Origin of the sequence: Acinetobacter sp. Ac_3412, from assembly GCF_013072675.1 — a bacterium.
Taxonomy (GTDB): Bacteria; Pseudomonadota; Gammaproteobacteria; order Pseudomonadales; family Moraxellaceae; genus Acinetobacter; species Acinetobacter higginsii.
Genome location: NZ_LXUJ01000001.1, coordinates 275,971 through 302,041 on the forward strand (window position 1 = coordinate 275,971; position 26,071 = coordinate 302,041).

A 26,071-nucleotide genomic window follows, 5' to 3' on the forward strand; every position below is an offset into this window, starting at 1 on the left:
ATTCCTTGCTTATTTTCCTTGTAAATAAAAACGTGGCGCCGCGCCTAAAGAACGTTTAAAGGCTGCGGTAAAAGCACTGCTGCTGCTATAACCCAGTTCCATCGCTACACTGGTAATGGACTGGCCCAATTCCATTCGGGTCAACGCATTGAGTAAGCAAGCTTGCTGTCGCCAATTGCTAAAACTCATCCCGGTTTGCTGCCGAAAAATTCGGGTGAAATTACGGCGACTCATCCCCACCTGCGCTGCAATTTGATCAAGATCATCTTCCAGACTCGGTGTCTTCAACAATTGCAGACACAAGGCAGCTAAACGCGGCTCTTGTGGTAAGGGCGCATTTAAAGGCAGTTCAGGCATCAGCGCAATTTCTTCAATAATCAAACGCATCAAATAATCATCTCGCCCACCCAATTGATATTCCGCAGGGAGATCAACTGCGGTAGACAGTAGCTCATGCAATAACGGCGATACGTTGATCACTGCACAATGGCTGGGTAAATCTGCCTGCATTGCAGCTTGTGGAAGAATATAGGCACTGCGGGTTTTGGTAATCCCGCCCATGTGCACTTCATGATCAATCCCTGCAGGAATCCAGAGGGCACGCTTCGGGGGAACCACCCAACTTCCCCTATGGGTGATCACCGTAAGTACTCCAGTAATGGCATATAGACATTGGCCTCTGCGATGTCGATGGCTCGGCAGAAGATGACCATCTGGATAGTCATTGCCCGTTGCCATCACATTCCGCGGCACATCCTGAAAATCATTGACCTGAATATTGCGCATTGCCCTCATTCCTGAAAATGGCCTGAACTCGATACTATCTGTCCCAAATATGATTGTGGGCCGATTTCTGTTCAGTTTAGGATAAATGCACTGAAAAACAAACCTCTTTCAGCATCACCATTTAAGCTGATACAACGTGTTGGAACAATCATGGCAAGCAATACAGGCACTCTTGAGAATGCATATCCACAAGCGCAATTTCCACCCAATGATCAACCCCAGAAGTTCGTAATACGCGTTGTCGGCGCAGTGGCGTTTGCCCATCTGCTAAATGATTCGATTCAAGCCGTGGTGACTGCAAGTTATCCGATGTTAAAAGCCGAATTTTCTTTAAGTTTTGCTGAAATTGGCTGGATTGCCTTGGTTTATCAAATCACCGCCTCTTTATTACAACCCTGGATTGGTCTGTATACCGATAAGCATCCAAAACCCTATTTATTACCTTTAGGCATGGCAGCCACACTGCTTGGTATTGGTTTGATGGCAATTGCAGCAAGCTTTCAAGGCTTATTGTTTGCTGCTGCACTCATTGGGGTGGGCTCATCGACCTTCCACCCAGAAGCCTCTCGCATCGCCCGTACCGCATCGGGTGGGCGTTTTGGTACCGCCCAATCCATGTTTCAGGTTGGCGGCAATACTGGTTCTGCGATTGGGCCATTAATGGCTGCGGCTGTGATTATCCCGAATGGACAAGGGGCGATTGGTTTATTTGTTTTGGTTGCTGCCTTAGCGATATTTGTTTTATTACGCGTCACCAAATGGGTCATCAAGCAGGCACCTGTACAGCGTGCTGCCAGTCAACCTGCCATTTCGACCTTGACCCGTAAACAGGTGATTCAGGCCATGGCCGTGATTTGTGTGTTGATGTTTGCCAAGTTTATCTATATCGCAGCCATTACCAATTATTTCACTTTCTACCTGATTGAACGCTTTAATGTTTCGATTCAGACCTCTCAGCTGTATCTATTTATATTTTTAGGTGCAGTAGCACTCGGTACTTTTGCGGGCGGTCCTGTGGGCGATCGGATTGGCCGTAAAGCTGTGATTTGGGTGTCATTCTTAGGCATTGCTCCATTTGCGCTGATGTTGCCTTATGTCGGCTTAACTGGCACAGCGATACTGGTCATTATTATTGGTTTAGTCATGTCCTCGGCTTTCTCTGCCTTAGTGGTCTATGCACAAGAAGCGGTACCTGGTCGTGTCGGTATGGTTGCTGGTTTGATGTTTGGTCTTATGTTCGGTATTGGTGGAATTGGCGCAGCAGGTCTTGGTCATTTAGCCGATACCCATAGCATTGTATGGGTGTATAAGCTCTGCTCGTTCCTACCACTGTTAGGTTTTATCACAGCGTTATTGCCGAATACCAAAAAATAATTATTTCCTCAGCAAATGCAGCATGCCAACAAGCCTGCTGCATTTGCCCCCATAAATAAGCATGATCTTGTTTCTCTTCACCGTTAGGTGCTAAAATTTTCAACAGATGTGTGGATCGTTATATTCATTCATCTTCATTGTTACGATAAAAAAACCGCGAAAAATTGATACAGATAGTTTTTCATTAAAAAATATCTTATCAACAGATATCCCAATCTTTAAGATTCGGTCAGCGTTCATCAGGGCTTGAGTTGTTATCAGGCATCGTTAACAGGTTTTCGCAGCATTGCTGTACCTGCTTTTTCGATAGGACGCTTTATGAATCGCTCTCTATTTATTATTTTTTCGACCATTGCTTTAGATGCTGTTGGTATCGGGCTTATTTTTCCAATTTTACCCGCCTTAGTTCAAGATATTAGCCATACTCACCAAACTGCGCTGTACATCGGTCTGCTCGGTAGTCTCTATGCTGCCATGCAATTTATCTTTTCGCCCATGCTCGGTACATTAAGTGACAAGCTTGGACGGCGTCCGATTTTGCTGCTGTCACTGGCAGGCTCGGCCATCAACTATGTATTGCTCACCTTTTCACATAGCCTCGTACTGTTATTCATGGGGCGAATCATTGCAGGCATGAGCAGTGCCAATATGTCTGTTGCGTCTGCTTATCTGGTGGATATCTCAAAACCAGAACAGCGTGCAAAACATTTTGGCTTAATGAGTGCGATGTTTGGCGCAGGTTTTATTATTGGGCCAATCCTGGGTGGTTTGCTTAGCGCATACTGGCTCAGACTTCCCTTTTTGATTGCAGCCATACTGACAGGTCTCAACTTTTTATTGGCCTATTGGGTACTGCCTGAATCGAAAACTGCAAATCTCGAAAAAGATCGAGCCGCTTCCCTTAATCCATTTAAAGCTTTTGCATCACTTCGGTCGATCCCAAATGTAGTTCCCTTGATTGCCACCTTTTTTATCTTTAGCGCCACAGGTGAAGCCTATGCGGTTTGCTGGGCTTTATGGGGGCATGCCGCCTTTCAATGGAATGGTTTTGGGGTCGGTCTTTCTTTAGGCATGTTTGGTTTATGCCAAATGTTGGTTCAGGCTTTTGTTCCTCAGCAAGCCTCAAGATACTTCGGTAATCGAAATACTGTCTTAATCGGCATGAGCTGTAGCAGTATTGCCTTAGTGGTAATGGCCTTTGCGCAGCAAGGCTGGATGATTTTTGCCATCATGCCAATTTTCGCCCTAGGTAGTATTGGTACGCCTTCTTTACAAGCCCTAGCTTCACAAAAAGTCTCACTTGAACAACAAGGACAGTTTCAAGGCATTATTGCATCGACAATCAGTTTGGCCTCAATGTTTGCCCCCCTATTGTTCTCTACACTGTACTTTCAATTGCAAGCTAAATGGCCAGGTGCAATCTGGTTAAGCGTGGCCATGATTTACCTACTCGCGCTTCCGCTTGTCCTTCGGACTCTAAAACCAAACGTACAGCCATAAGAATGACAAAAAAGTAATTTTGGTGTCGCGTAGAAGTACTGATGCTACTTGGATAATCAAACATAAAACCAGATGGCGCGGATTGTGCCATTTCCCATACATCATGCTTCAAAGAGGATAAGAAATGAGTTTTGTGCAAAACAGTAAAACCATGTTACGCAACCTGATCGTCGGTACAACTCTAACCATCGCTACATCAACTGCCTTTGCTCATGTCAGCTTAATTAGTTCCACCCCAGCTGCAAATACCACAGTTTCAACCCAACCTAAAAATCTAAGCCTTAATTTTGCTGATGAGGTGATGTTAATGAAAATTCAAGTGTTAGATGAACAACGTCGAGAATTGCCGCTGAATTATAAAGTCAGCCATGACCTGAAAAAAACCTTTGATATTGCCATCCCTACACTGAAAAAAGGCAAATATACCGTGCTTTGGAGCACCATGGGAAAAGATGGCCATAACATGAATGGTGAATATAGCTTCAGCTTTAAATAAGACATCGCTAATAACGATATATGAACAATTTACCAACTCGATCAATGAGTAAGTTGTTCATCCCAAGGAATAAAAATAATGTCTGAATATTGGATATTTGCCGCTTGGTTTAACAAAATAAGCCTTTATCTCGGCATGATTATGGTCATTGGTGGTTCATTCTGTTATTTCCTACTAGGCCGTTATACTGCAATAAAAAGTACCATTGTCCAATATATGACATTGGGTGCAGTGTTAGGATTGATCTCTAGCGCGTTAGCTTTCTTGCTTTTGATTGGTAGCTTTGCAAACAGCGGCCTCTTCGGCATGTTTGATTTGACCTATATCAATATTATACTGAATACCTCAACGGGGCATATTCATCTGATTCGTATTATCAGCTTTGCGCTAATTCTTGCACTGCTTTTAGTGAAACTCCATCAAAAAAATACCCGTATCAGAAGCTTTGAGAAAATCATCTTCGCTATACTCTTAGTGCTTATTGTATATAGTTTTTCTCAACTGGGTCATGTCACCAATTTATCCATTTTTGCTCAGTTTTTATTGACCATCCATGTACTGGTCATGTCTGTATGGATGGGGTCTTTGTACCCACTTTGGAAAACCAGCCACAGCATCAATGGACTGCCATTAAAGCAGGCGATGCATTTATTTGGGCGGATTGCAGCCTTTATTGTGGCGATATTAATTGCATGTGGCGCCAGCATTGCCCTGCTCTTGTTTAAGGATTTTGATACCCTCCTCACAACGCCTTATGGACAAGGGTTTATCATTAAACTGTTATTTGTTTTTAGCATCTTATTATTAGCTGCTTTTAATAAATGGTATTTCACTCCACGTTTGCAACAGCCCCAATTTGCAAAACAGTTGGGTTATGCAATCCTATTTGAAATGTTATTGGGTTTAATGATTTTAATAACAACTGCATATATCACGACTGTGGTCGGGATTGAGTGATTTACTATAATGTTGATGCTGATTTTAATATCTCTCAATTCACCTTATGTTTCTACACAGTGCCTAATGACTATTTAGCATGCCGCGTTAAGTACCAAAATGATAATGCCATTAGACTTCCGCAGGCACCCAGTAGACAAACGCCATACCATCCCGCTTTTGCATAGGTGATGGTTGTAGTGATTGCTCCTAATCCACTGCCTGCGGCATAGAACAACATATACAGTCCAATTAAGCGGCTTTGATTGTCCTGTCCAGTTTGTAAGATCATGCTTTGATTGGTGACATGTAAAGCTTGCCCGCCCAGATCCAGTAATAAAATACCGATGATTAATGCCACAATTGAGTATTCCATTTGAGCGAATGCCAACCAAGACAATAAGATGACGAGCAAGGCAAAAGCACTGGTTCTTTGTGCAAAGCCTTGATCTGCCCATTGTCCAGCTTTTGTGGCCATTAATGCCCCCAGTGCCCCAACCAAACCAAATGCACCAATAGCGGTATGTGAATACTGATAAGGAGGAGAACTCAACAATAAAGCCAATGCACTCCAAAAAATATTAAACACTGCAAACATCAGCAATGCCAATATGCCTCGTATTTGTAAGAGTTTATTTTGATAAAGCAAACTTAACATCGACAAAATCAAGCGAGAATATGCCAGCGTATTTAGTGTGTTGGATTGTACTGGCAGGGATTTCCATAGGGGTACTGCAATCATCAACATCAGTGTTGCCGCACAAAAATATACGCTCCTCCATCCAGCTAAATCGCTCACACCTCCAGCAAAAACACGTGCTAATAACAATCCGATAAACACGCCACTTTGTGCTGTACCTACGACATATCCACGCTCATGGGATTCGGCAACACTTGCAGCATAGGCAATCAGTCCCTGCGTCATGGCAGTCCCTAACATGCCAACAGCAAACATACTTGCAAATATGCCTACAGCCGTTTTAGTGATACTTACAGCAGTCAATGCAAGCACCAATCCGAATAGCTGTAATAGCATTAATCGCCTGCGATCGACTCGATCCCCCAATGGAACTAACAACAATAAAGCGATCGCACAACCCATTTGCGTCACGAGAATGACACTACCAACAGCGGCATAACTGATTGCCAAATCCGTTGCAATTGCATCAAGCAATGGTTGTGCATAATAAACATTGGCAACACTCAGACCACTTGCTATGGCAAATAGCCACACCAAACTGGTCGGCAATTTTTTGGGTTGGATTAAACAATGCTTTTCATTTTTTGTTAAAGCCGATGTATAGGGACTAGTCATCGCAGCACCAAACTAGTTTCAAATTAAAACTAGTTGAACAATAAGTCATCTAGTTTTAAAATGCAACTAGTCTGATCTAACTGTTCCGAGAATGCGATGTCACTCGATAAAATTTCCGTAGATGAACCTTGTCCTGTTGCACGTTGTGTTGATGTGATTGGAGATCGTTGGTCATTGCTGATTATTCGAGATGTGATGGATGGGATACATCGCTTTGGTGATCTACAACGTAGTCTGAGTGTTGCACGTAATATTTTGTCCCACAGACTACATAAATTAATTGATGCTGAAATTCTGGAACTGCGAGCTGCGTCTGATGGCACAGCCTATCAAGAATATATTTTGACGGATAAAGGAAAACAGCTGTTCCCGATTGTGGTTGCATTACGCCAATGGGGTGAACAATATTTATTTGGGGAAAATGAAGCGCATTCTGTCCTGATTGAAAAATCAACAGGAAAACCTGTTCCATTGATGATACCCACCTCAAATGAGGGAAATCTTTTAAGCACCAGTACCACAGAAGTATTAAAAGTGAATCTATAGCATCTATAAAATATGCGTTAAAAATTTATGCTTTCTTTACGCAGAATTTACGATCATTTTATTATTTATCAATCAATTAAAACCTAATATACATCACATCAAATTTAACTCATATGCTGAGGATGTTATGAAAGGTTTTCATTGTGTGCTGGTTTTTACAACTGTTTTAGCCTCAAACGATGCGTTAGCATCAGATCAGCCCGCAACATCGAATTTAGTGCTGAGTGGCAATGTCGCTTTGGCCAGTGAATATCGCTGGCGTGGTCAAACTCAAACCAAAAGTGATGCAGCGTTGCAAGGCAACTTTCTTTTAAGTCATTCCTCAGGATTCTATGCCTCGGCTTTTGCATCAAATGTCGATTTTGGTGATGAAGCACACTTAGAACTCGATCCTTTTATTGGCTATACGACTCCAATCAACTTAGGGAAATTCCAACCCACTCTTGATCTCGGTATGCTGCGTTATCATTATGTCGGTAAAAGCGACTTAAATTATAATGAGTATTATCTCAAACTAATCATCAATAATGCTTTGAACGATAATGATAGCTTTACACCGAGTGTGAGCTATACCCCGCAATATGGAGGCAAAGCCACTCGCCAAAGCATAGGTGAAAATGTCAAAAATTGGTATTTTAACCTTTTATATAGCACTCCCATTGCCGAAACCAACTTTGGTGTCGTTGCCAGCTTAGGCTATTCCAAAGCAAGCCAAGAAATTTATGGTGGAGATCCTAAAGATCATTTCTTCGATTGGAAAATTGGCACAAATTATAGCTATAAACCGATGAACTTAAGTGCGGAACTGGCTGCAATTGGAACCAACCTTGATAGCTCTGGTTATTCAGATAGCAATAAAAAAGGCGTTAAAACTGCCGCCGTGTTTAGCCTGACCAAGTCCTTTTAGAATAAAGATAAGCGAAGTACAGCAAGCATCAACCAATATGCAGGCTTGCTGTATGACATCGCATTGATTTGACTGATTCGTTCTAACTGGATTTACGCTGAAAACCTTGTTGCTCCAATAATTGAGCCCGAGTTTCATAATCTACGACTTCAAGTATCTGATGTAATAACCACATATAGCCAAAAGGATCTTTAAACATCGCGTTTTTGATGCCCATTTTAGGCATATCCTGCACTGCTTGAATCACCGCGGCACCCGCATCAACTGCTTGCTGTAAGGTTTGCTCGATATCAGTGACCGTAATATTAAACCAAATCGGGATATAGCTTTCTTGGGTAGGTGCAAGCAATTGGAAATCTGGGTTTTCATCTAGCATATGAAAATGAACGCCATGAATACTCATAATCACACTATTTTGTCCAAGCACAAAATCACCGACTTCAATTCTTACGACCTCAAAAACCCGCTCATAAAACGCCAATGCAGTCATGGTGTCTTTCACAATAAAATCTATTTCTGTACTTTGCATCTGCTTTTTCTCTGTGTTTTTTTCATTCTAATCGGCAGTTTTTTTGACCACTGTCTATACTTTGTAATACACATCGGTTTACAGCTATAAAAAAGCCAAGCAAGATTCAACCTCGCTTGGCTCTTAGATCATAGAAAATGATTATTCAATAATTAAATCTTTAGCAGGAATACCATCACCATAAACAGGTTTTAAAGTCTTTTCATAAGCCTGATGGATCACACCTTGTTTGGCTAATTTCTCTAGATCTTGATTTAACCAATCCAATAATTCTTTATTGCCCTTCTGTACCGCTGGTGCAATCAAATCCTGCTCGCCAAGATTAGTAATGCCAACCGTATAGTTTGGATTCTCTTTTGCCCAAGCTAAAACTAGAAGATTGTCATGTGCTAACGCTACACCACGACTATCTTTTAAGGCATCAAACGTTTCAGTATTTTGCTCATACTTTTGCAACTTAATTTCTGGATGTTGCTTACTAAAGAATGAGTCGGCTGTCGTACCCTTATTCACCAATAGAATTTGATCCTTTAATTGGGCAATATCAGTAATCGGCTTGTCTTTAGGAGACACCACACCCAACGCTACTTTTAAATAAGGTTTAGCAAAATCAACCACCTGTTCACGTTCAGGTGTCACGGTGAAATTAGCAAAAATAATATCGACCTTATTGGCTTTTAGATATTCAACTCGATTGGCAGCTTCTGTCAGTACGAACTGAACTTTATTTTCATCACCCAATAAATCTTTAGCCACATGTTTGGCAATTTCCACATCAAAGCCCTGATTTTTACCTTGTGCATCCAGATAACCAAACGGTGGCTTGTCACTAAACACACCAATACGCACCACCCCATTTTTCTTGATCTGCTCAATGCTGGAGACTTGCGTTGAGGCCTCAGCCGATTTCTCTGCTGACTGTGGATTTTTATTACACGCCGTCAATCCTAAACTGAATATAGAAGCCAGCAGTAATTTTTGAATATTTGACAATGTTATTGTTTGCATACGTTCACCTTTTTTAGTGTTCTAAAAATCTGTTATTGCTTAGTGCTATCAACATCTAAAAAGATATTGGGGTTCACTTTTTCGCCATAAATTGGCTTCAAAGTTTGGTCATAAATCTTTTGAACTTCACCTGTCGCCCTGAGCTGTTTGATTTCATTATTGAGCCAGTGCAGTAATTGGGTATTGCCCTTCTTCACACCTGCTGCAATAAAATCTTCGTTACCAATCTGTGGAATACCCGCTACATAATTCGGATTCTTGGCTGCCCATGCCAGTGCGTAGGTACTGTCTTGTGAAATGGCATCGCCCCGACCATCGATCAGTGCATTAAACGCATCGGTATTTTGTCCAAATTTCAATAAATGAATTTTGGGATAGTTTTTACTGAAATAGATCTCTGAGCTTGAGCCCTTATTCACAATTAAAGTTTTGCCTTCGAGACTTTTAACATCGGTAATGGCTTTGGCTTTGGGTGAGACAATCCCTAAGGAGGCTTTCAAATAAGGCTCGGAAAAATCAACCACCTGTTGCCGCTCTGGCGTCACCGAAAAGCTGGCAAAAACCACATCAACTTTTCCTGACTTTAAAAACTCAACCCGATTGGCAGCTTCTGCCACCACAAACTGAATTTTATTTTCATCACCCAGTAAACCTTGAGTGACACGCTTTGCTAAGGCCACATCAAAGCCCTGATTTTTGCCCGCACTATCGACATAACCAAAAGGTGGATTGTCGGCAAATACGCCAACTCGCAAGACACCATTTTTCCGAATCTGTTCCAGTGAAGTATCTTGTGCCGTAGCTTTGGGCTCTGAGGAAGCGGGTTGATTACAGCCCGTCAACACAGCTGTCATCAATACGCAAGTGATGCCCAGACCAAACATTTTTGTTTTTGAAAAAGAGTGCTGTTGCCCAATTGCTAAATTCAATTTCATAAAGTCCTCTTATTGCTTTTAATAATTCAAAATATTTAAAAAGGTTCTCGCGCGTTCCGTCTGCGGATGCTGAAAAAATGCTTCTGGCGAGCTTTGTTCAATGATCTTGCCCTTATCCATGAAAATAATGCGATCCGCCACTTTGCGGGCAAAACCCATTTCATGGGTCACAATCAACATGGTCATGCCTTCCTGCGCCAGTTTCAGCACCACATCTAGGACTTCCCGCACCATTTCAGGATCTAAGGCTGCAGTAATTTCATCCAGTAAGATCACTTTCGGTTGCATCACCAAAGCACGGACGATGGCAATCCGCTGTTTCTGACCACCCGATAAATTGGAGGGATAATCATATTTACGATCGATTAACCCCACGCGCTGCAACAATTGATCTGCCAGTTGTTCTACTTCTGCTCGTTGGCGTTTTTGCGCTTTTAGCGGACCCAGCAGAATGTTATCAATCACATTCATATGCTTGAATAATTCATAGTTCTGGAACACCATTCCGACCTGTTGGCGTACGTTATCCCACGGCAAGTCCTGCCCTAATACACCCACATCTTTAAGGTGAATTTCACCTTCTTGAATGGGTTCCAATCCATTGATGCAGCGTAGCAAGGTACTTTTTCCACAACCTGATGGTCCCAAAATCACCACCACTTCGCCTTGTTGTACGTCTAAATCAATGCCATGCAAAATATGACTTTGTTTATAAAACTTGTGTAAATGCTGTATCGATAACAAAGTCATGCGTTCTCCCACACTTTTTCTAAATGCGCTGCTAAAAGCGATAATGGATAACAAATCAGGAAATAAAGAATAAAGATGAAACCGTAAATCCACAGTGATGCACTGGGTACCGTCAATAATGAGTTCTCAATAATCTGCTGCCCCACTTTCAGAACTTCCACCATCCCGATCAGTACAGCTAATGAACTGGTTTTAATCATGCGGGTAAACAGATTTAATGCACCAGGTGTTACCCGTTTTAAACTTTGTGGGAAAATCACATAAGTTAAAGCTTGGATATGATTCAAGCCCATGGCATAGGCAGAATCCCGTTGATGCTGATCAATCGAGGTGATCGAGGCGCGAACCAGATCACCCATTTCCGCAGTTCCCCATAAGGTAAATACAAAAATACAAACCCAAAACGATGACAACTGCCAGTTAAACCATGTCGCAAAACCAAAATAGAAAACAAACAATAAGACGAGGATTGGCACAATTCGTATAGTCTCGAGATAGAAACGGCACAGGATTTTGACCAACACATTTTTTGAGGTCATGATCACCCCAAAAATTGTCCCGAAAATGGCAGATAAAAATACGGACAGAAATGCAATTTCGATGGTTTGCAACAAGCCATACAGTAAACGTTCGATATGGCTCGGTTGAAATAAATACTCAAGTCCCATGGCTCACCTTCCGACTGCGGTATTCCAAATAACTTGTTAAAGCTGATACAGGTAACAAGATGATCAGATAGGCCATGATTAATAGGAATAGCGCTTCTGTGGTTTTGTAATCCATGCCAATCAGGTCTTTGGTCACAAACAGGAGTTCAACCACAGCAATGGCACTCAAGATGGAGCTTTCTTTAATCAGAAATAAGCAGTTCGCACCAATGGCTGGAATAGACAGCGACAATGCCTGTGGAAACACCACATATTGAAAGACTTGCACGGCGTTTAAACCCACACTTCGAGCAGAATCAATTTGTCCTTGTGCAACTGACTGCAGACCAGCACGAAAGGCTTCCGCCATATAGCTACCACCTAGAAAAGTCAGACCAATCACACCGCAGGTAAATCCATCGAGTTTGATGCCAATCTTGGGCAAACCGTAGTAGAGGAAAAAGAGCTGAATGAGCAAGGGTGTATTGCGGGAAACCTCGATATAGATTTTGACAATTTTATTCAGTACTCGAACCTGATAGGTACTGATTACGCTACAGATCAACCCAAATAAAATGGATAACACGATACCAATAGAGGAGATTTTTAAGGTCATGAGGGTGGCCGCATAGAACTGCGGCAGCACGCTCTGTATATACTGCCAATCCAAAGAAAACATCCGAATGTAAAATTGATTCTTTTGATAAATACGTTGTTGTTATTTATCTTTGGATGAGTCTATGCTGATTGAAATTTCACATGAAATATTATTATTTGCTAAGCTTTGCTGAAATTTGGATGATGAGCTATATCTCAATTCAGTTTATAAAAAATTCTGGGAATTTTCCCAGAATTTACAGATTTAACCATTAAATTAAAAGCACAAATAGAACATAAACATAAATAGACCACCTAATACCATTGCTATCCAAGATAAAATCTTAGAGATAATTCTCTCTTGTTTTAAAAAAAATGGAGCGCCCCATTTATCAACATCTATTTTTTGTAACCATGATAGATACCAAGGGAAAGTTAGAGTAAATATAAGTGAGCTAATCATCACACTAACAAAAGTTGATCTTTTATAGAAATCAGAAAAATTTACCTTAAAAAATAAAATCCAAAATATAATTTCCGCTATGCAAAGTACAATACATAAATATACATTGAATTTAACTCTTGAATCATAAAAAAATAATGGTGTTAGTATCCAAAAAGGATATATAAAACCCAGCATAAGCCTAAAACCATATAATTCGTGCGTACCATCCAAAAAATAATATCGAGGAAATATTAAAAAATAATAAGAAGCTAATAAAAAGTAAATTAAAATTCGAACTTTATCAAAACAAATATTATCTTTATTACGTATATACACTTGCTTCAATATACAAAAACCAAATAAGTATGCGACATAAAAATATGTTATATACCAGACAGCTAGAGCAATATTATCTATATTAAGCCCAGTATAGCTATATAATTCAACAGAAAGTCCTAAATAAAAACCAGAAAAAACAAATATTAGCCCAAAAGTTGAAAAACCTTTTAAAATAATAGCGAAAGGAGAATCTTTTTCATTTAAATCTGAATTCATAATCGTTTTCATTCTCCTCTTATTTTAGCCCATCTAAATAACTTTATTCTCTAAACTCAGTACAGGCTTGGCACAACCATTTCTATTTTCAATTTTTAGAATCAAAACCAAAGCTGTGTATAAGAGTCTATTTTATCTTAAAATAAAGATGATATCTTTCATCCAGCATAACAAGCGGTTCAATTGCCGTATCCCAAATTTTTGCGCCTTGCCTTTGCGTTTCTGATTATTCATTTGAGCTTATTGCTGTTCTAATAGCAAATACAATATCAATAAATTGCTGTGAAGATAGCCCATCAAATCTGATTTGCTCAACAAATAGCTCTTCTGTAATTTTTTCATAAATCTTTGGATGGCTATCCTGAATTGATCTTTTGATTAAACTACGAAGATAGAAATCAGTAGTAGAATTACAATCAAATTCTGTCCATTGATAGCCATAAGGTTGTTTCTCATTAAACCCGACTATATAAAGCGTCCCCATATCAGCATCTCATGATTATATTTTGCCTATTGATCAGAATCTAATCTTCAAACTAGTCGATCCGCTCTCTATCCATTACAATCACTTCTTTTTATTCAGCGCAGCGTATTTTGAGTAATTCCTCTCCCCAATTAAAACGTGGACTAAAAAACCGCCACATCCAATTGATTGCGATGGGTGGTGCGGTGGGTACAGGTCTGTTTTTAGGCTCAGCTCAGGCAATCCAGTCCGCAGGCCCTTCGATTATTTTAGGCTATGCCATTGTCGGTTTGATCGCATTTCTAATCATGCGACAAATGGGTGAAATGATTGTAGAAGAACCTGTTGCTGGTTCGTTCAGCTATTTCTCACAAAAATATTGGGGAAACTTTGCTGGCTTCTTGTCGGGTTGGAATTACTGGGTGGTTTATATTTTAGTGGCAATGACTGAGCTGACAGCGATTGCCAAATATATCCACTATTGGTGGCCACATATTCCTGCGTGGATCTCGACTTTTTTCTTCTTCATTGTCGTCACCTGCTTAAATATGGGCAATGTGAAATTTTATGGCGAATCCGAATTCTGGTTGGCCATTATCAAGGTTGTTGCCGTCATTTCAATGATCCTGTTTGGTTTGTACCTATTACTGACCGCTGGAGCTGATTCAACCGCAAGTTTCACCAATTTATGGCAACACGGCGGATTTTTTCCGCATGGCTTCTCAGGCTTGTTTTACATGTTGGCCTTTTTAATGTTTGCCTTTGGCGGCATTGAATTGATCGGTATGACTGCAGCTGAAGCTGAAAATCCAGAAAAAAGTATTCCTCAAGCCATTAATCAGGTAATTTTCCGAATCTTGATTTTTTATGTAGCGTCGCTGGCCATCATCATGTCTTTGATTCCTTGGAATCAACTTGATCTGGGTGGTTTGGACAAAAGCCCTTTCGTGATGATTTTCAGTCAATTGGGCATTGATTGGGCGGCGCATTTACTCAATTTTATTATTTTGACCGCAGCACTCTCGGTTTATAACAGCGGCATGTATGCCAATAGTCGTATGCTGTTCGGGCTTGCAGTACAAGGTAATGCCCCTAAGATTTTTGCCAAAGTCAGCAAGCAAGGCGTACCAATACCAGCGGTAATCTTTTCTTCTATCTTGATTTTTGGTTGTGTCTTACTAAACTATTTTGTGCCAGAACAAGCGCTAAGCCACTTGATGTATATGGCTGTCGCTGCCTTAGTTCTAAACTGGGCGATTATTAGTTTTACTCATTTGAAATTTAAACAGGCTATTCGATTAGAAGGCAAAACTGTAAAATTTCCAGCCTTGTTCTCGCCACTTAGCAACTATCTGGTTCTCACCTTTATTGTCATGATTCTGTACATCATGTGGACCCAAGGCTTTAAAGAGTCTGTGATTCTAATTCCGGTCTGGATCATATTTATGTTCGGATTATTTAAAGTCTTGAAATGGAATAAATCGCTTTAAAGCATGACCACTTATTCGCATCTACAGTACTTAACAGGAATAAGCTGTAGATGCATTTTCTCTCTACTTTCTATCTGAAGCATAAGTTTCGACATCTTAGGCCTGATTTGTTATCAGCTGACTCAATTTGCTACTATAGAGCTGTCCCCTTTATCACTCAATCCAATGTCCGAACCTCAATTCTCTCTTAGCGATTATCTCTCAGCAGTACAGGAAGTCATTCGCCTGTCTTTTGATGAGCCTGTCTGGGTCAAAGCGGAGATTCGGAATTTAAATATTAAAGGTGGGCATTACTATCTTGAGCTGGCTGAAAAGGAACAAGATACCGATAAAGTCATCGCAAGCTGTAAAGCCACGATTTGGAAATTCACTGCGGCTAAAATGGTGCTTAAATTTGAGCGTGAAAGTGGGATTGAACTATCAAAAGATTTAAATGTCCTGATTAAAATCAAGGCTCGTTTTGATCCTCAATATGGCTTTTCAGTCAATATTGAAGATATCGACTCAAGCTTTACCTTGGGCGATATTGCGAAACGCTATCAACAGATTCTAGCGCGATTAAGCAATGAAGGTCTGGTACATTTGAATAAAGAACTGCCTGCACCTTTTGATATTGAAAATGTACTGGTGATTGCTCCGGAAAATGCAGCAGGTTTAGGTGACTTCAAGAAAGATGCCGATGCATTATATCAAGCCGGTGTCTGTCAATTTGTTTATCACACCGCGACTTTTCAAGGTAATACCGCCGCACACAGTATTATGGAGTCTTTAGGCTCAGGGCTACGCCAGTGGGCAAAAGATTATACCCTACCGCCAGATCTGATCGTGATCATTCGTGGTGGTGGTGCAGTCAACGATTTAGCTTATTTAAATGACTATGATCTGGCTGCCTTGCTGTGTAAACGCAAAGTCCCGATCTGGGTCGGTATTGGACATGAAAAAGACCGAACCATTTTAGATGAGATTGCACATCGTTCCTTTGATACACCCAGTAAAGTCATTGCAGGAATTCGGAATCTGATTGCAGAACGCTCACAAGATGTCGTCAATCATCTCCAAACCATCAAACTACTGTCTCAACATCAGATTACCGCCTATCAAAATCAAAATGATCGATTGATGAGTGTTATCAAATCACAGGCTGAGAATCAAATCAGCGCCAGTAATTTACACCTTCAAGTTGCTAAATCAACCCTGCAATATTTTGCGAAACAGCAAATTAAAACAGCCTCGACTCAAATCGAAGCCTTGATGCGGGAAACATTACTGCAAAATCCCAAGCATGTTTTAGCTAAAGGCTATGCCATTGTGCGTAGTGAAAACAAAGCGATTCGCTCTGTGCAACAAGTCGGCTCAAGCATTGCGGTTGAAATGCATGATGGTTATATCCATGCCAATGTAAGTCATATCAAAGAGGTCATTGATCATGAGTAAAAAAGAATTAAGCTTTAAAGACGGTTATAGCCTACTCAAAAAAAATGCGGCGCTGCTCGAAGCTCAGGAAGAACCTGATATTGATAACTTAATGAAGATTGTTGAGGAGTCAATGAATGCATATAAAGCCTGTAAATCACGTGTAGATGCAGTGCAACAAGCATTGAATGAAACCTTTAAAGAGAGCTAATTTTTAGTATAAAGAAGTCTGTTTGATCATGAGTCGTATAAAACCATGACAAGGCCGCAAAACGATGTGGCGCTGGCTCGCTCTCTTTATTTTAAATCGTGAACAATTTTATAAACGAAGAAGTGTTGTAGCAATCGTACTGACAACACCTTCATACGTGCTTGATTTACGACACAGCCTTTAAAGGTCTGCTATAGAGTTTAAACACCAAAATTACTGAGCCTTACGCTCTTTATTCACCAGATATTCAACAACTTGAACAACTTTATTATCCCCGCCTTGGACGATATATTTACCATTGACTACAACAGCTGGAACGCCCGTAAGTTGATATTTTTGCGCCAATTGGTTTGATTCTGCAATTTTTGCTGTAATCGGGAAAGAATCATAGCTGCTATTAAATTTAGCCTCAGGAATGCCATATTGTGTAAAAAACTTAGCAAAAGCCTCTTTTTGTAAAACCTTTTCCTTACCTGAAAAATTGATATGGAATAAAGGTAGATGGGTACGTTTACGTACACCTAAAGCCTCACTCACATAATATGCACGCGCACCCTGCTCCCACATCGGGTTCATTGCCGCTGGCGTACGCAGAAAGTAAACATCTTTAGGAATGGTCTTTAACCAAGACTGCATATGTGGTTCTAATTTAAAGCAATAAGAGCATCCATACCAGAAAAACTCTCTCACTTCGATTGTATTGGCTGGCGCTGATGTTTTTACTGGATTTTGAACCACGGTATAATCTTTACCGGCAATAAAATCCGCGGCCATACTCTGTGTTGAACATACTGCAACAATTGCAGCCGCGCTGGTTAAAATAAAATGTTTCATTAAATTTATAGCTCTTACAGTCACTTCTAAACGAGGTAATATCTGCATTAAAATAAATATTTTAATCAGACATCAACCTCGATTTAATGATTACTCATTTAAAAAATCCCAAACATTTCGAAAAATGAATGGGATAACGATATAAATATTTCACTGGAGGAATGTATATCGTGAAGCTGTCATTTTTACCATACACTTAGGATTAAAATAAATATTACATCACAAAAATAAACAAATTCGTCTACTTAATTAACTTTACGCGCTATGGATGAACAAGTCGCTAGCATATCTGTTTCAGCATCAATAACTTTCGTTTTTATATCCAATAAACTTAACATGGTTGGAAATAAATTATCCTGACTCAATACTTCATTTTTTTGATTCAACAAACATTTTATCTGCTCAGGATTAGACTGTTTCCAAAGTGCTGAAAACCACATGATCATCGGAATATGTGTTTGCTGTTGAGGTGCAATCATATAGGGGGCTCCGTGTAAATACATCCCACTTTCACCTGTGGATTCCCCATGATCAGACAAATACCATAAGCCTGTTTCATATTGTGTATTCTGTTTTAAAGTTTCAACCAGTTGGCTCAAGATATAATCGGTATATAACAAAGTATTGTCATAGGTATTTTGCAAAGCTTCACGACTACAGCCTTGAATAGCATTGGTATCACATGTGGGCCTAAAAACTTTAAATTGGGGTGGGACGCGCTTGTAATAAGCTGGACCATGACTGCCTAATTGATGTAGTACAAGCAAACGAGGTTGTGTATCCCCTTGAGGAATCGATTTTAGATAGGATTGCAAACTATCAATTAAAATCTCATCAAAACATTCTCCGCCCTTGCACCATTTTTTCTGAATCGGTTCTGCAATCTTATACATTTCAACCCGGTCACAAACACCCTTGCAACCAGAATTATTTTCAATCCAAGTGACCTGATAACCAGCACGTTGCGCAATATCGAGTAAGCCCTCTCTGCGAATGGCTAAGCGCTCATCATAGGATTTACGTGGCATCCCTGAAAACATACAGGGAACAGAAACAGCCGTTGCCGTGCCACACGAACTCACTTTAGAAAAATTCAAGATGTCTTGTTGAGCCATTTCAGGATTGGTGAGTTTGCTGTACCCATTTAAAGAGAAATTTTCAGCTCTGGCTGTTTCACCCACCACAAGCACCATCAGTTTGGGTAATGCATTTTCACGTTGTAAAAGCTTGGCATCTTCACCATAACTGATGAAGGGTTGATTCTTTTTTGGTGCCTTCTTTTTGTAATATGAAACAAAAGAGCTAATCATATTTTGTGGCGAAATCATTCCTTTTAAACTGCGATTTTCACGGAAAATAGCTGCAAAATCGACATAGAAAATAAACAGCATAACGATGACAATAGATAAAGAAACAACAGCAGTTATAATTTTTTGAGTAAATTGAAACATAAAGGGTTTAGCTTCATGTCTAATTTTAACCCTAGCAACAACAAAAATAGGCAGAATGATCAGTCCCAAGACCCAAGCCAAAAGATACCAAGACCAAAGATCTCGTGCTTCTGTAAAGTTGGTTTGCATCATATTCTGGATTTGATCAGAAGTAATCCATACACCAAGTGAAGTTACGGTATAGGATGCAAATCCGCCAATTAAGATCAGAAAAATCGCAATGGGTTTTGCAGTCCAACGCCAGTTAAAAATCTGAAATATAAAATTATATGTAAAGATCACGACCAATATAGAAGCAATCAAAAATAAAAAACATTCAAGACCTGAATAAGGGGTTAGGTCTTGAATTTTCATAAAGAATGAAAAATTTAAAAACAGACCTAACCAAATTGCCAATATAAAATTAAATGTTAATAATGAAACATCTCTTCCAAGTGTTTTTTTAAGCCAAAGCATTTTAAAATCCCGAAAAAAGCCACCCCAGCCTTTTAAAAATAAATAAAAACTAGAAAATCTAGAAAAATAAAAAATCACTCTATTTAAAATAGTATATCTCAGATCCAATCTGTTTTTAGAATATGACAAAAATGTAATTTACCCGTCATATTTTAAAAAATTAAGCCTTAAATTAAATATAAGAGTGAATCTTTATATCTCTATTAAATTCATAATGATTACTTAATGTATGGAAAGCTGTATAAAAAAGTCAAAACAGCAAAAACTGGCATAAAAAAACCACATCTGAGGATGTGGCAAAAGGTGTAGCGATGTTTGTACGGCTTTACGATGCTTTTAGAATAGAACGGTTTGCTTAAATGAAACTGAAATGAAAGCATCATGCTTGGACATTCTCATATTGAATATCATGCTCTTCCCTCAGGCCTGTGTTAGCATTCATGATGATTGAAAAGCACAAGCAACAAAAAGCCCTTGTTATCACAAGGGCTTTTTGAGTTTGGCTCATATAATCACAATCAGATTATAAGAATTGAGATATATTTTTAAATTTCAATCTGGCTACCCAGTTCCACTACGCGGTTGGTCGGGATTTGATAAAAATCACTGACTGGACTGGTATTACGTTGCATTGAAATAAATAAATGCTCCCGCCAAGGTGCCATGCCATCCCCGACACTATGCATGATACGTTCACGTGAGATAAAGAAGCTAATCTGCATCAAATCGTATTCAAACTCTAGCTGTTCATAGGCTTGAGCCAATGCACGAGGCACATTCGGTTCATCTTTAAAGCCATAGAAAATTTTAATCCGATAGAATTGCTGATCTAAAGTTTCAACATGAATACGCTCTTCTTGCGGGACAAAAGGAACATCTTCAATCACCACAGTCGCCAGAATATTGCGTTCATGTAACACTTTATTATGTTTAATATTATGCAACATAGCATGTGGAACCACATTCGGCGTACCTGTCAGGAATACGGCATCTCCAGGTACACGATATACACTATCACCAATACTTCTTATGAATAAGTCGAGTGACAATGTGTCATGTTCAAGCTTGGCAAAAGTGAGCTCTCGACCTCGCTTCCAAGTCATTAGAATGATCATTGCTACGGCGCCAATTAATAATGGCACCCAACCGCCTGAGAATATTTTTAAAGATGCAGCGGCAACCAAAACTGACTCTAGAATGAAAAATGGAATAATAAGTAGAAATACCTTCGGTAAGCTCCATTTCCATGCATAGTAAATAAAGACTGCAACCAAAATCGTATCGCACAGCATAGTTAATGTGACCGCTAAACCATAAGCACTGGCAAGGTTTGAACTGGTCTGGAAGATTAAAATTAGAATTAAAATTGCAATCAGCAATAGCCAGTTTAGGAAAGGCACATAAATCTGCCCTTCTTCTGAATCAGAGGTATGTTTAATCCCTAATCTTGGTAAATAACCCAATTGAATTGCTTGGCGTGCCAAGGAAAACACTCCAGAAATAACCGCTTGTGAAGCAATCACTGCCGCCATAGTCGCCAAGATAATCATCGGGTATAACGCCCAACTTGGCACTAATAAATAGAATGGGTTTTCAATCGCTGCTGGATTTCGCAGTAATAGTGCACCTTGGCCTGCATAGTTTAAAACCAAGCAAGGTAACACGACACTGAACCATCCAAAACGGATCGGACGTGGGCCAAAGTGCCCCATGTCTGCATATAGTGCTTCTCCTCCAGTGACCGTTAACACTACAGCACCCATAATAAAGAAAGACTGAACTGGATGAGTAAAGATAAACTGTATCGCCCAATGTGGACTCACCATTCCCAGTACAACTGGTGTCTGTATCACACTGGCAATACCTAAAATGCCAAGTGACAAAAACCAGACTAAAGTGATTGGCCCAAAAAACTTACCGACAAAGGCCGTGCCATGTTTCTGCATCAAAAACAGCGTGGTCACAATCACGATCGCAATGGGCACAATGAAGGGATCAAGCACATTGGTGGCAATGGATAAGCCTTCAACTGCAGAAAGAACGGATATGGCTGGGGTGATAATCCCATCTCCAAAGAATAAAGATGCCCCGATAAAACCAATCGCAATCAGATAGATTTTTTTTGTTTCTGATAATTTCGCTTTACGCAGGTTCAAGGCCAATAAAGCCATGATCCCACCTTCACCATTATTGTCTGCACGCATGACAATCGCGATGTATTTAATACTGATGATCAGCATTAAGCACCAGAAGATAATCGACAAAATACCTAATACATTTTCAGGCTGAATCCCTAAACCATGAGCCGCATGGAAGGATTCTTTTAATGCATAGAGAGGACTTGTTCCGATATCTCCAAAGACCACCCCGAGCGCTGCCAACGCTGTGGCAGGCAATGCTGCTTTTTTTGTAGTATTTTGCATAATGAGCTTTCTTTAACTGTTATAGGGCAAAACTTTGATCATTTATTTTCTTTAAGCATATGCTCTATTTCTCGCGAAGAATACCCTCTCTCTTTAAGAATCTGAACAATAATCTGCTGTATTTCTTCCGATGCACCGGCATATTTTTCGACCAGCACGTCTACGGGATAACCCATGAGTACCTCTTTTTTATTAAGAAGCAGGTTATGAAAATGATTGTTTTGATCAGATGTATTAAAGAAACTCATTAACCTATCCATAAGAACGATTGCAAAGTGTATTTTAATAAACTTAAAAAAATGGCCGCGTAAAATTTGCGTAAATTTTTAGGTGACGTCATCTAAGCACAACATGTCCAAGCTCTCCTAAAACCACATTCGAAGATCTAACTTTAAGAAATAAATTTAAGTTTGGGTTACTTTGGCCAGATAGTAGTGAAGCCAGCATTCTAGGTGCTTGCTTTTTAATATTTGAACTTGTTCGATATCACACAGAGTAAGGGGGGATGGCCTTGGTTCATATTCCCAATTTAAATGGGATTAACACAGATAAGAAAAAAGCCCTTGCAATAACAAGGGCTTTTTGAATTTGGCGGAAGCGGTGAGATTCGAACTCACGGAGGACTCACACCCTCGTCGGTTTTCAAGACCGGTGCATTAAACCGCTCTGCCACGCTTCCATGTGCGTAAGAATACAAAGCTTACCCTGTTTATACAAGAGAAATTTAATTGCAATGTATTCAAATGCATAATGTTTCATCAATTTTAGAGTTTTGCGGCTAATTCAGCACCATCTCGGATCGCGCGCTTGGCATCTAACTCTGCTGCAAGCTTTGCCCCGCCAATAATATGATAGTTCGCCGAAGTGTTTTCACCATCTTTAGGCATTAAATCTTTAACAGATTCCTGCCCCGCGCATACGACAATGGTATCTACACGCAATAATTGATCATGGCCATTATGCTCTACCCATAACCCTTCATCGGTCACCGCTTTATACTGCACACCACGCAACATACGTACAGCATGTTTTTTCAGTTGCGCACGATGTACCCAACCAGAGGTTTTCCCTAAACCAATTCCAAGCGGTGTAGTTTTACGCTGCAATAAATAAATCTGACGCACTGGAATTTCAACTTCTGGACGTTGCATTCCACCTTCAGAAATATAGTTAGGATCTGGATCTACACCCCACTCACGTTGCCATTCTGCTAAGGGTTGTGGCTGAGGTTGATGTGGTGGTTTTAACAGAAATTCTGATACATCAAAGCCAATCCCGCCTGCACCAATCACAGCAACCTTATGACCCACTTCTGCGCCGCGTAATACTTCTGCATATGACAACACTTGAGGTGCTGTACTGCCCTGAATCTTCAATGCACGTGGTACAACACCTGTAGCCACAACCACTTCATCAAAACCTTCACGTTCTAACTGTTCACGATTTACACGTGTATTTAAACGAACATCTACACCCGTTTGTTTCAGCTGCACTTTAAAGTAACGGATGGTCTCATGGAATTCTTCTTTTCCAGGTACCACTTTGGCTAAATTAAACTGACCACCAACATCATGATTTGCTTCAAATAAAGTTACGGCGTGACCTCGACTGGCAGCAACCGTGGCAGCAGACATACCCGCGACACCACCACCAACAACAGCAATACGCTTTGGTTTTTTGGTTTTGATATAAACCAGTTCTGTTTCATGGCACGCTTGCGGATTAACTAAACAGCTGACACGTTCATTTTTAAATGCGTGATCTAAACACGCTTGGTTACACGCGATACAGGTATTAATTTCATCCACACGATTGGTTGCAGTCTTATTCACCCAATAAGCATCTGCCAAGAATGGACGTGCCATTTGCACCATATCCGCCTTGCCAGAAGCAATAATCTCTTCAGCAACATCAGGCATATTAATACGATTCGATGCAATCACTGGAACAGAAACATGCTGTTTTACCGCAGCGGTATAATCCACAAAAGCGGCACGCGGCACAGAGGTTACAATCGTTGGAACACGGGCTTCATGCCAGCCAATCCCTGTATTTAACAGCGTAATCCCTGCTTTTTCTAATGCCTTGGCAACCACAATCACTTCTTGCATGGTATTGCCATCATGTACTAAATCAAGCAAAGACAAACGGAATGCAATAATGAATTTTTCACCGACTTTAGCGCGAATCGCTTTGACGATCTCCACTGGGAAGCGCATACGATTGTCGATATCACCACCCCAACGGTCAGTACGCTTATTCACATGGCTGCTGAGAAACTGGTTAATTAGATAACCTTCCGACCCCATGATTTCGACGCCATCATAGCCTGCTTTTTTCGCCAAGCTCGCGCAACGTGCATAATCTTCAATCGTTGCCAATATCTGAGAGTCAGACATTTGGCGTGGTTTAAATGGGTTGATCGGTGCTTGAATCGGAGAGGAAGATACCGAAAATGGATGATAACCATAACGACCAGAATGCAGGATTTGCATCAAAATCTTCGCGCCATGCTTATGTACTGCATGGGTAACTAAACGATGATGAGGAATATCCGCCAAGCTATTCATGGTTCCGCCCGCTGGCAACAACCAGCCTTGACGGTTTGGAGAAATACCACCTGTGATAATGAGGCCTACACCGCCCTTTGCCCGCTCGCCAAAATAAGCAGCGAGTTTTGGATAGTTAAAGAAACGATCTTCTAAACCTGAGTGCATCGAACCCATTACCACACGGTTTTTAATGGTGGTAAAACCCAAATGTAATGGCTTTAAGATATTTGCATAGCTAGTCATGGTATTCCTTCTATAATTTTGGCTTTGCAACTTGTTGCATAGTACTTTAATACTTTTTTATTGATTTGGGATGACTCTATCTAAAAATTTAGCTGTTGAAAGTGTCAATTTGGCTTAAACCTACTTAAGATTCTGCTACATCCTCTATAAAGATTGCTTAATTACCGAAGCAGGTCGACATAAAAAAGCAGCCACAATAATAGTGACTGCCTTTATTTAATCTAAAAAACTAACTCTAGCTGATTGATCGATGCTTCGGTTTATTCTCATGCTGACTAATGTTTCTCAATTTAATGTTGTTGATGACTTGAATAGGCCAGACGACTTTTCTGTGCTTTTATTTTGAGTGAACTCATCACAATGCCCATACAGATAAAAGCAGCACCAATTAGGATATTGAGTGTCAAAGCTTCATGCCAGATCAACGAACCAAAAAACAGACTCAGAATCGGGATACACATAATCGAAATCGAAGCGACAAAAGTATCCACCTGACTGACAATCCAGTTCCAAAGCACAAAGGCAAAACCCGTTCCTACCACCGCAATATAGAATAAAGCAGATTCATTCAGCGGATTGAGCCAAACCTGAGCATCTACAGGCTCGAACAATAAGGCCATAACAAACATTAGGCTTCCACCTAGCAGAAGCTGCCAAATGGTCAGTTTGATTTTGTCATAAGCCGCAAAATTCTTTTTGATGTAAACCGTCGATAATGCCCAGAAAAAGCCTGAACCGATGAGTAACACCTGCCCCAGCAATGACATATTCATATGCACATGATGTAATTGCGGCCATAAAATTGCGATGAGTCCCAAGGTTCCTAAAACGAGCCCCAAGATTTTCTGGGTATTCAACCTTTCATTTAAAAAATAATGCGCTAATACCGCAATAAAAATCGGCATGGTAAATACCAATACAGCTGATAAACCTGAACCCACAAATTGCATGGCAAAGGTCTGCGTGGCATAAAAACCAAAACAGATCAATACACTTAAAATGATTAAGGGCTTCCACTCAGCTTGCTCAGGCAAAATAGATTTTTTTAAAATCCGTTGTATCAGCATTAATGTCAATGCAGCTAGAATCAACCGTGTAGAGATAAATAAAAATGGTGGAAACACTTGTAGGCTATGTTTGACCAAGCCCCATAACGAACCCCATACCAAACATAGCAACGCAATGGCACTCACGACTCGAATATTCACG

The 26,071-nt window shown here is 40.3% G+C and carries 25 protein-coding genes and 1 tRNA gene; 9 read left to right on the top strand and 17 right to left on the bottom strand.

The window, feature by feature from the left end:
* Positions 1 to 9: 9 nt before the first annotated feature.
* Positions 10 to 786, bottom strand: coding sequence for a helix-turn-helix transcriptional regulator (locus A7P54_RS01310; protein WP_171548420.1), 777 nt, complete (start codon positions 784 to 786; stop codon positions 10 to 12).
* A gap of 150 nt (positions 787 to 936) precedes the next feature.
* Here A7P54_RS01310 and A7P54_RS01315 point away from each other — a divergent pair, with 150 nt between their 5' ends.
* The 4 genes from A7P54_RS01315 to A7P54_RS01330 all read left to right on the top strand — a co-directional run bounded on the left by A7P54_RS01315 (position 937) and on the right by A7P54_RS01330 (position 5,113).
* Positions 937 to 2,160: an MFS transporter gene (locus tag A7P54_RS01315; RefSeq protein WP_171548421.1), complete on the top strand. Its 1,224-nt coding sequence runs from the start codon at positions 937 to 939 to the stop codon at positions 2,158 to 2,160.
* Positions 2,161 to 2,478: 318 nt separating this feature from the next.
* Positions 2,479 to 3,660 (top strand): TCR/Tet family MFS transporter, encoded by a 1,182-nt coding sequence (locus tag A7P54_RS01320; RefSeq protein ID WP_171548422.1) that lies wholly within the window; start codon positions 2,479 to 2,481, stop codon positions 3,658 to 3,660.
* A 124-nt stretch (positions 3,661 to 3,784) separates the two neighbouring features.
* The gene (locus A7P54_RS01325) at positions 3,785 to 4,156 is read left to right on the top strand and encodes a copper resistance CopC family protein (RefSeq protein ID WP_171548423.1); all 372 of its coding nucleotides are present in this window, start codon (positions 3,785 to 3,787) and stop codon (positions 4,154 to 4,156) included.
* 78 nt (positions 4,157 to 4,234) lie between these two features.
* On the top strand, positions 4,235 to 5,113 hold the full coding sequence (locus tag A7P54_RS01330; RefSeq protein ID WP_171548424.1) for a CopD family protein: 879 nt from the start codon (positions 4,235 to 4,237) through the stop codon (positions 5,111 to 5,113).
* 70 nt (positions 5,114 to 5,183) lie between these two features.
* Here the strand turns inward: A7P54_RS01330 and A7P54_RS01335 are convergent, their stop codons facing one another.
* Complete coding sequence (locus tag A7P54_RS01335; RefSeq protein ID WP_171548425.1) at positions 5,184 to 6,407, bottom strand: MFS transporter; 1,224 nt, start codon at positions 6,405 to 6,407, stop codon at positions 5,184 to 5,186.
* 96 nt (positions 6,408 to 6,503) lie between these two features.
* Here A7P54_RS01335 and A7P54_RS01340 point away from each other — a divergent pair, with 96 nt between their 5' ends.
* On the top strand, positions 6,504 to 6,953 hold the full coding sequence (locus A7P54_RS01340; RefSeq protein ID WP_171548426.1) for a helix-turn-helix domain-containing protein: 450 nt from the start codon (positions 6,504 to 6,506) through the stop codon (positions 6,951 to 6,953).
* Positions 6,954 to 7,080: 127 nt separating this feature from the next.
* The gene (locus A7P54_RS01345) at positions 7,081 to 7,860 is read left to right on the top strand and encodes a TorF family putative porin (RefSeq protein WP_171548427.1); all 780 of its coding nucleotides are present in this window, start codon (positions 7,081 to 7,083) and stop codon (positions 7,858 to 7,860) included.
* Positions 7,861 to 7,942: 82 nt separating this feature from the next.
* On the opposite strand, the gene A7P54_RS01350 is transcribed toward A7P54_RS01345, so the two are convergent.
* The 8 genes from A7P54_RS01350 to A7P54_RS01385 form a co-directional block, all read right to left on the bottom strand.
* Positions 7,943 to 8,389: a VOC family protein gene (locus A7P54_RS01350; RefSeq protein ID WP_171548428.1), complete on the bottom strand. Its 447-nt coding sequence runs from the start codon at positions 8,387 to 8,389 to the stop codon at positions 7,943 to 7,945.
* A 141-nt stretch (positions 8,390 to 8,530) separates the two neighbouring features.
* Entirely contained in the window at positions 8,531 to 9,397 is an 867-nt protein-coding gene (locus tag A7P54_RS01355; RefSeq protein ID WP_171548429.1) for a cysteine ABC transporter substrate-binding protein, read from the bottom strand.
* Positions 9,398 to 9,429: 32 nt separating this feature from the next.
* Positions 9,430 to 10,281 carry a transporter substrate-binding domain-containing protein gene (locus tag A7P54_RS01360; RefSeq protein WP_171548464.1) on the bottom strand — a complete coding sequence of 284 codons (852 nt, stop codon included), beginning with the start codon at positions 10,279 to 10,281 and terminating at the stop codon, positions 9,430 to 9,432.
* Positions 10,282 to 10,350: 69 nt separating this feature from the next.
* The gene (locus A7P54_RS01365) at positions 10,351 to 11,082 is read right to left on the bottom strand and encodes an amino acid ABC transporter ATP-binding protein (protein ID WP_171548430.1); all 732 of its coding nucleotides are present in this window, start codon (positions 11,080 to 11,082) and stop codon (positions 10,351 to 10,353) included.
* A complete protein-coding gene (locus A7P54_RS01370; protein ID WP_005202685.1) occupies positions 11,079 to 11,750 on the bottom strand; it encodes an amino acid ABC transporter permease in 672 nt (223 codons plus the stop codon). The genes A7P54_RS01365 and A7P54_RS01370 overlap by 4 nt, the downstream gene beginning before the upstream one ends.
* Entirely contained in the window at positions 11,740 to 12,399 is a 660-nt protein-coding gene (locus A7P54_RS01375) for an amino acid ABC transporter permease (protein ID WP_216077008.1), read from the bottom strand. The genes A7P54_RS01370 and A7P54_RS01375 overlap by 11 nt, the downstream gene beginning before the upstream one ends.
* A 204-nt stretch (positions 12,400 to 12,603) precedes the next feature.
* Positions 12,604 to 13,326 carry a hypothetical protein gene (locus A7P54_RS01380; RefSeq protein WP_252728579.1) on the bottom strand — a complete coding sequence of 241 codons (723 nt, stop codon included), beginning with the start codon at positions 13,324 to 13,326 and terminating at the stop codon, positions 12,604 to 12,606.
* Between the two features lie 226 nt (positions 13,327 to 13,552).
* Positions 13,553 to 13,810, bottom strand: coding sequence for a hypothetical protein (locus A7P54_RS01385; protein ID WP_252728580.1), 258 nt, complete (start codon positions 13,808 to 13,810; stop codon positions 13,553 to 13,555).
* Positions 13,811 to 13,920: 110 nt separating this feature from the next.
* On the opposite strand from A7P54_RS01385, the gene A7P54_RS01390 reads away from it, so the two are divergent.
* The 3 genes from A7P54_RS01390 to xseB all read left to right on the top strand — a co-directional run bounded on the left by A7P54_RS01390 (position 13,921) and on the right by xseB (position 16,903).
* Positions 13,921 to 15,279, top strand: coding sequence for an amino acid permease (locus A7P54_RS01390; protein ID WP_171548432.1), 1,359 nt, complete (start codon positions 13,921 to 13,923; stop codon positions 15,277 to 15,279).
* 165 nt (positions 15,280 to 15,444) lie between these two features.
* On the top strand, positions 15,445 to 16,713 hold the full coding sequence (xseA, locus tag A7P54_RS01395; protein ID WP_171548433.1) for an exodeoxyribonuclease VII large subunit: 1,269 nt from the start codon (positions 15,445 to 15,447) through the stop codon (positions 16,711 to 16,713).
* Positions 16,706 to 16,903: an exodeoxyribonuclease VII small subunit gene (gene xseB, locus A7P54_RS01400; protein ID WP_004652856.1), complete on the top strand. Its 198-nt coding sequence runs from the start codon at positions 16,706 to 16,708 to the stop codon at positions 16,901 to 16,903. Before xseA ends, xseB begins: the two co-directional genes overlap by 8 nt.
* 213 nt (positions 16,904 to 17,116) lie before the next feature.
* Here xseB and A7P54_RS01405 read toward each other — a convergent pair whose 3' ends face one another.
* The 7 genes from A7P54_RS01405 to A7P54_RS01435 form a co-directional block, all read right to left on the bottom strand.
* Entirely contained in the window at positions 17,117 to 17,737 is a 621-nt protein-coding gene (locus tag A7P54_RS01405; RefSeq protein WP_171548434.1) for a thiol:disulfide interchange protein DsbA/DsbL, read from the bottom strand.
* 245 nt (positions 17,738 to 17,982) lie between these two features.
* On the bottom strand, positions 17,983 to 19,644 hold the full coding sequence (locus A7P54_RS01410) for a phosphoethanolamine--lipid A transferase (RefSeq protein ID WP_171548465.1): 1,662 nt from the start codon (positions 19,642 to 19,644) through the stop codon (positions 17,983 to 17,985).
* A gap of 545 nt (positions 19,645 to 20,189) precedes the next feature.
* Complete coding sequence (locus tag A7P54_RS01415) at positions 20,190 to 22,067, bottom strand: potassium transporter Kup (RefSeq protein WP_171548435.1); 1,878 nt, start codon at positions 22,065 to 22,067, stop codon at positions 20,190 to 20,192.
* Between the two features lie 38 nt (positions 22,068 to 22,105).
* Complete coding sequence (locus A7P54_RS01420; RefSeq protein ID WP_004652852.1) at positions 22,106 to 22,315, bottom strand: hypothetical protein; 210 nt, start codon at positions 22,313 to 22,315, stop codon at positions 22,106 to 22,108.
* Between the two features lie 341 nt (positions 22,316 to 22,656).
* A tRNA-Ser gene (locus A7P54_RS01425) sits at positions 22,657 to 22,746 on the bottom strand.
* Positions 22,747 to 22,831: 85 nt separating this feature from the next.
* The gene (locus A7P54_RS01430) at positions 22,832 to 24,862 is read right to left on the bottom strand and encodes an NADPH-dependent 2,4-dienoyl-CoA reductase (protein ID WP_171548436.1); all 2,031 of its coding nucleotides are present in this window, start codon (positions 24,860 to 24,862) and stop codon (positions 22,832 to 22,834) included.
* A 290-nt stretch (positions 24,863 to 25,152) separates the two neighbouring features.
* Positions 25,153 to 26,070 carry an EamA family transporter gene (locus A7P54_RS01435; RefSeq protein WP_171548437.1) on the bottom strand — a complete coding sequence of 306 codons (918 nt, stop codon included), beginning with the start codon at positions 26,068 to 26,070 and terminating at the stop codon, positions 25,153 to 25,155.
* Position 26,071 lies beyond the last annotated feature (1 nt).

Excerpts from the sequence above, each read along its gene's own strand:
- A7P54_RS01310 (WP_171548420.1), bottom strand. The coding sequence starts at position 786 with ATGCGCAATATTCAGGTCAATGATTTTCAGGATGTGCCGCGGAATGTG.
- A7P54_RS01315 (WP_171548421.1), top strand. The coding sequence starts at position 937 with ATGGCAAGCAATACAGGCACTCTTGAGAATGCATATCCACAAGCGCAA.
- A7P54_RS01320 (WP_171548422.1), top strand. The coding sequence starts at position 2,479 with ATGAATCGCTCTCTATTTATTATTTTTTCGACCATTGCTTTAGATGCT.
- A7P54_RS01325 (WP_171548423.1), top strand. The coding sequence starts at position 3,785 with ATGAGTTTTGTGCAAAACAGTAAAACCATGTTACGCAACCTGATCGTC.
- A7P54_RS01330 (WP_171548424.1), top strand. The coding sequence starts at position 4,235 with ATGTCTGAATATTGGATATTTGCCGCTTGGTTTAACAAAATAAGCCTT.
- A7P54_RS01335 (WP_171548425.1), bottom strand. The coding sequence starts at position 6,407 with ATGACTAGTCCCTATACATCGGCTTTAACAAAAAATGAAAAGCATTGT.
- A7P54_RS01340 (WP_171548426.1), top strand. The coding sequence starts at position 6,504 with ATGTCACTCGATAAAATTTCCGTAGATGAACCTTGTCCTGTTGCACGT.
- A7P54_RS01345 (WP_171548427.1), top strand. The coding sequence starts at position 7,081 with ATGAAAGGTTTTCATTGTGTGCTGGTTTTTACAACTGTTTTAGCCTCA.
- A7P54_RS01350 (WP_171548428.1), bottom strand. The coding sequence starts at position 8,389 with ATGCAAAGTACAGAAATAGATTTTATTGTGAAAGACACCATGACTGCA.
- A7P54_RS01355 (WP_171548429.1), bottom strand. The coding sequence starts at position 9,397 with ATGCAAACAATAACATTGTCAAATATTCAAAAATTACTGCTGGCTTCT.
- A7P54_RS01360 (WP_171548464.1), bottom strand. The coding sequence starts at position 10,281 with ATGTTTGGTCTGGGCATCACTTGCGTATTGATGACAGCTGTGTTGACG.
- A7P54_RS01365 (WP_171548430.1), bottom strand. The coding sequence starts at position 11,082 with ATGACTTTGTTATCGATACAGCATTTACACAAGTTTTATAAACAAAGT.
- A7P54_RS01370 (WP_005202685.1), bottom strand. The coding sequence starts at position 11,750 with ATGGGACTTGAGTATTTATTTCAACCGAGCCATATCGAACGTTTACTG.
- A7P54_RS01380 (WP_252728579.1), bottom strand. The coding sequence starts at position 13,326 with ATGAATTCAGATTTAAATGAAAAAGATTCTCCTTTCGCTATTATTTTA.
- A7P54_RS01385 (WP_252728580.1), bottom strand. The coding sequence starts at position 13,810 with ATGGGGACGCTTTATATAGTCGGGTTTAATGAGAAACAACCTTATGGC.
- xseA (WP_171548433.1), top strand. The coding sequence starts at position 15,445 with ATGTCCGAACCTCAATTCTCTCTTAGCGATTATCTCTCAGCAGTACAG.
- xseB (WP_004652856.1), top strand. The coding sequence starts at position 16,706 with ATGAGTAAAAAAGAATTAAGCTTTAAAGACGGTTATAGCCTACTCAAA.
- A7P54_RS01405 (WP_171548434.1), bottom strand. The coding sequence starts at position 17,737 with ATGAAACATTTTATTTTAACCAGCGCGGCTGCAATTGTTGCAGTATGT.
- A7P54_RS01410 (WP_171548465.1), bottom strand. The coding sequence starts at position 19,644 with ATGCTTTGGCTTAAAAAAACACTTGGAAGAGATGTTTCATTATTAACA.
- A7P54_RS01415 (WP_171548435.1), bottom strand. The coding sequence starts at position 22,067 with ATGCAAAATACTACAAAAAAAGCAGCATTGCCTGCCACAGCGTTGGCA.
- A7P54_RS01420 (WP_004652852.1), bottom strand. The coding sequence starts at position 22,315 with ATGAGTTTCTTTAATACATCTGATCAAAACAATCATTTTCATAACCTG.
- A7P54_RS01430 (WP_171548436.1), bottom strand. The coding sequence starts at position 24,862 with ATGACTAGCTATGCAAATATCTTAAAGCCATTACATTTGGGTTTTACC.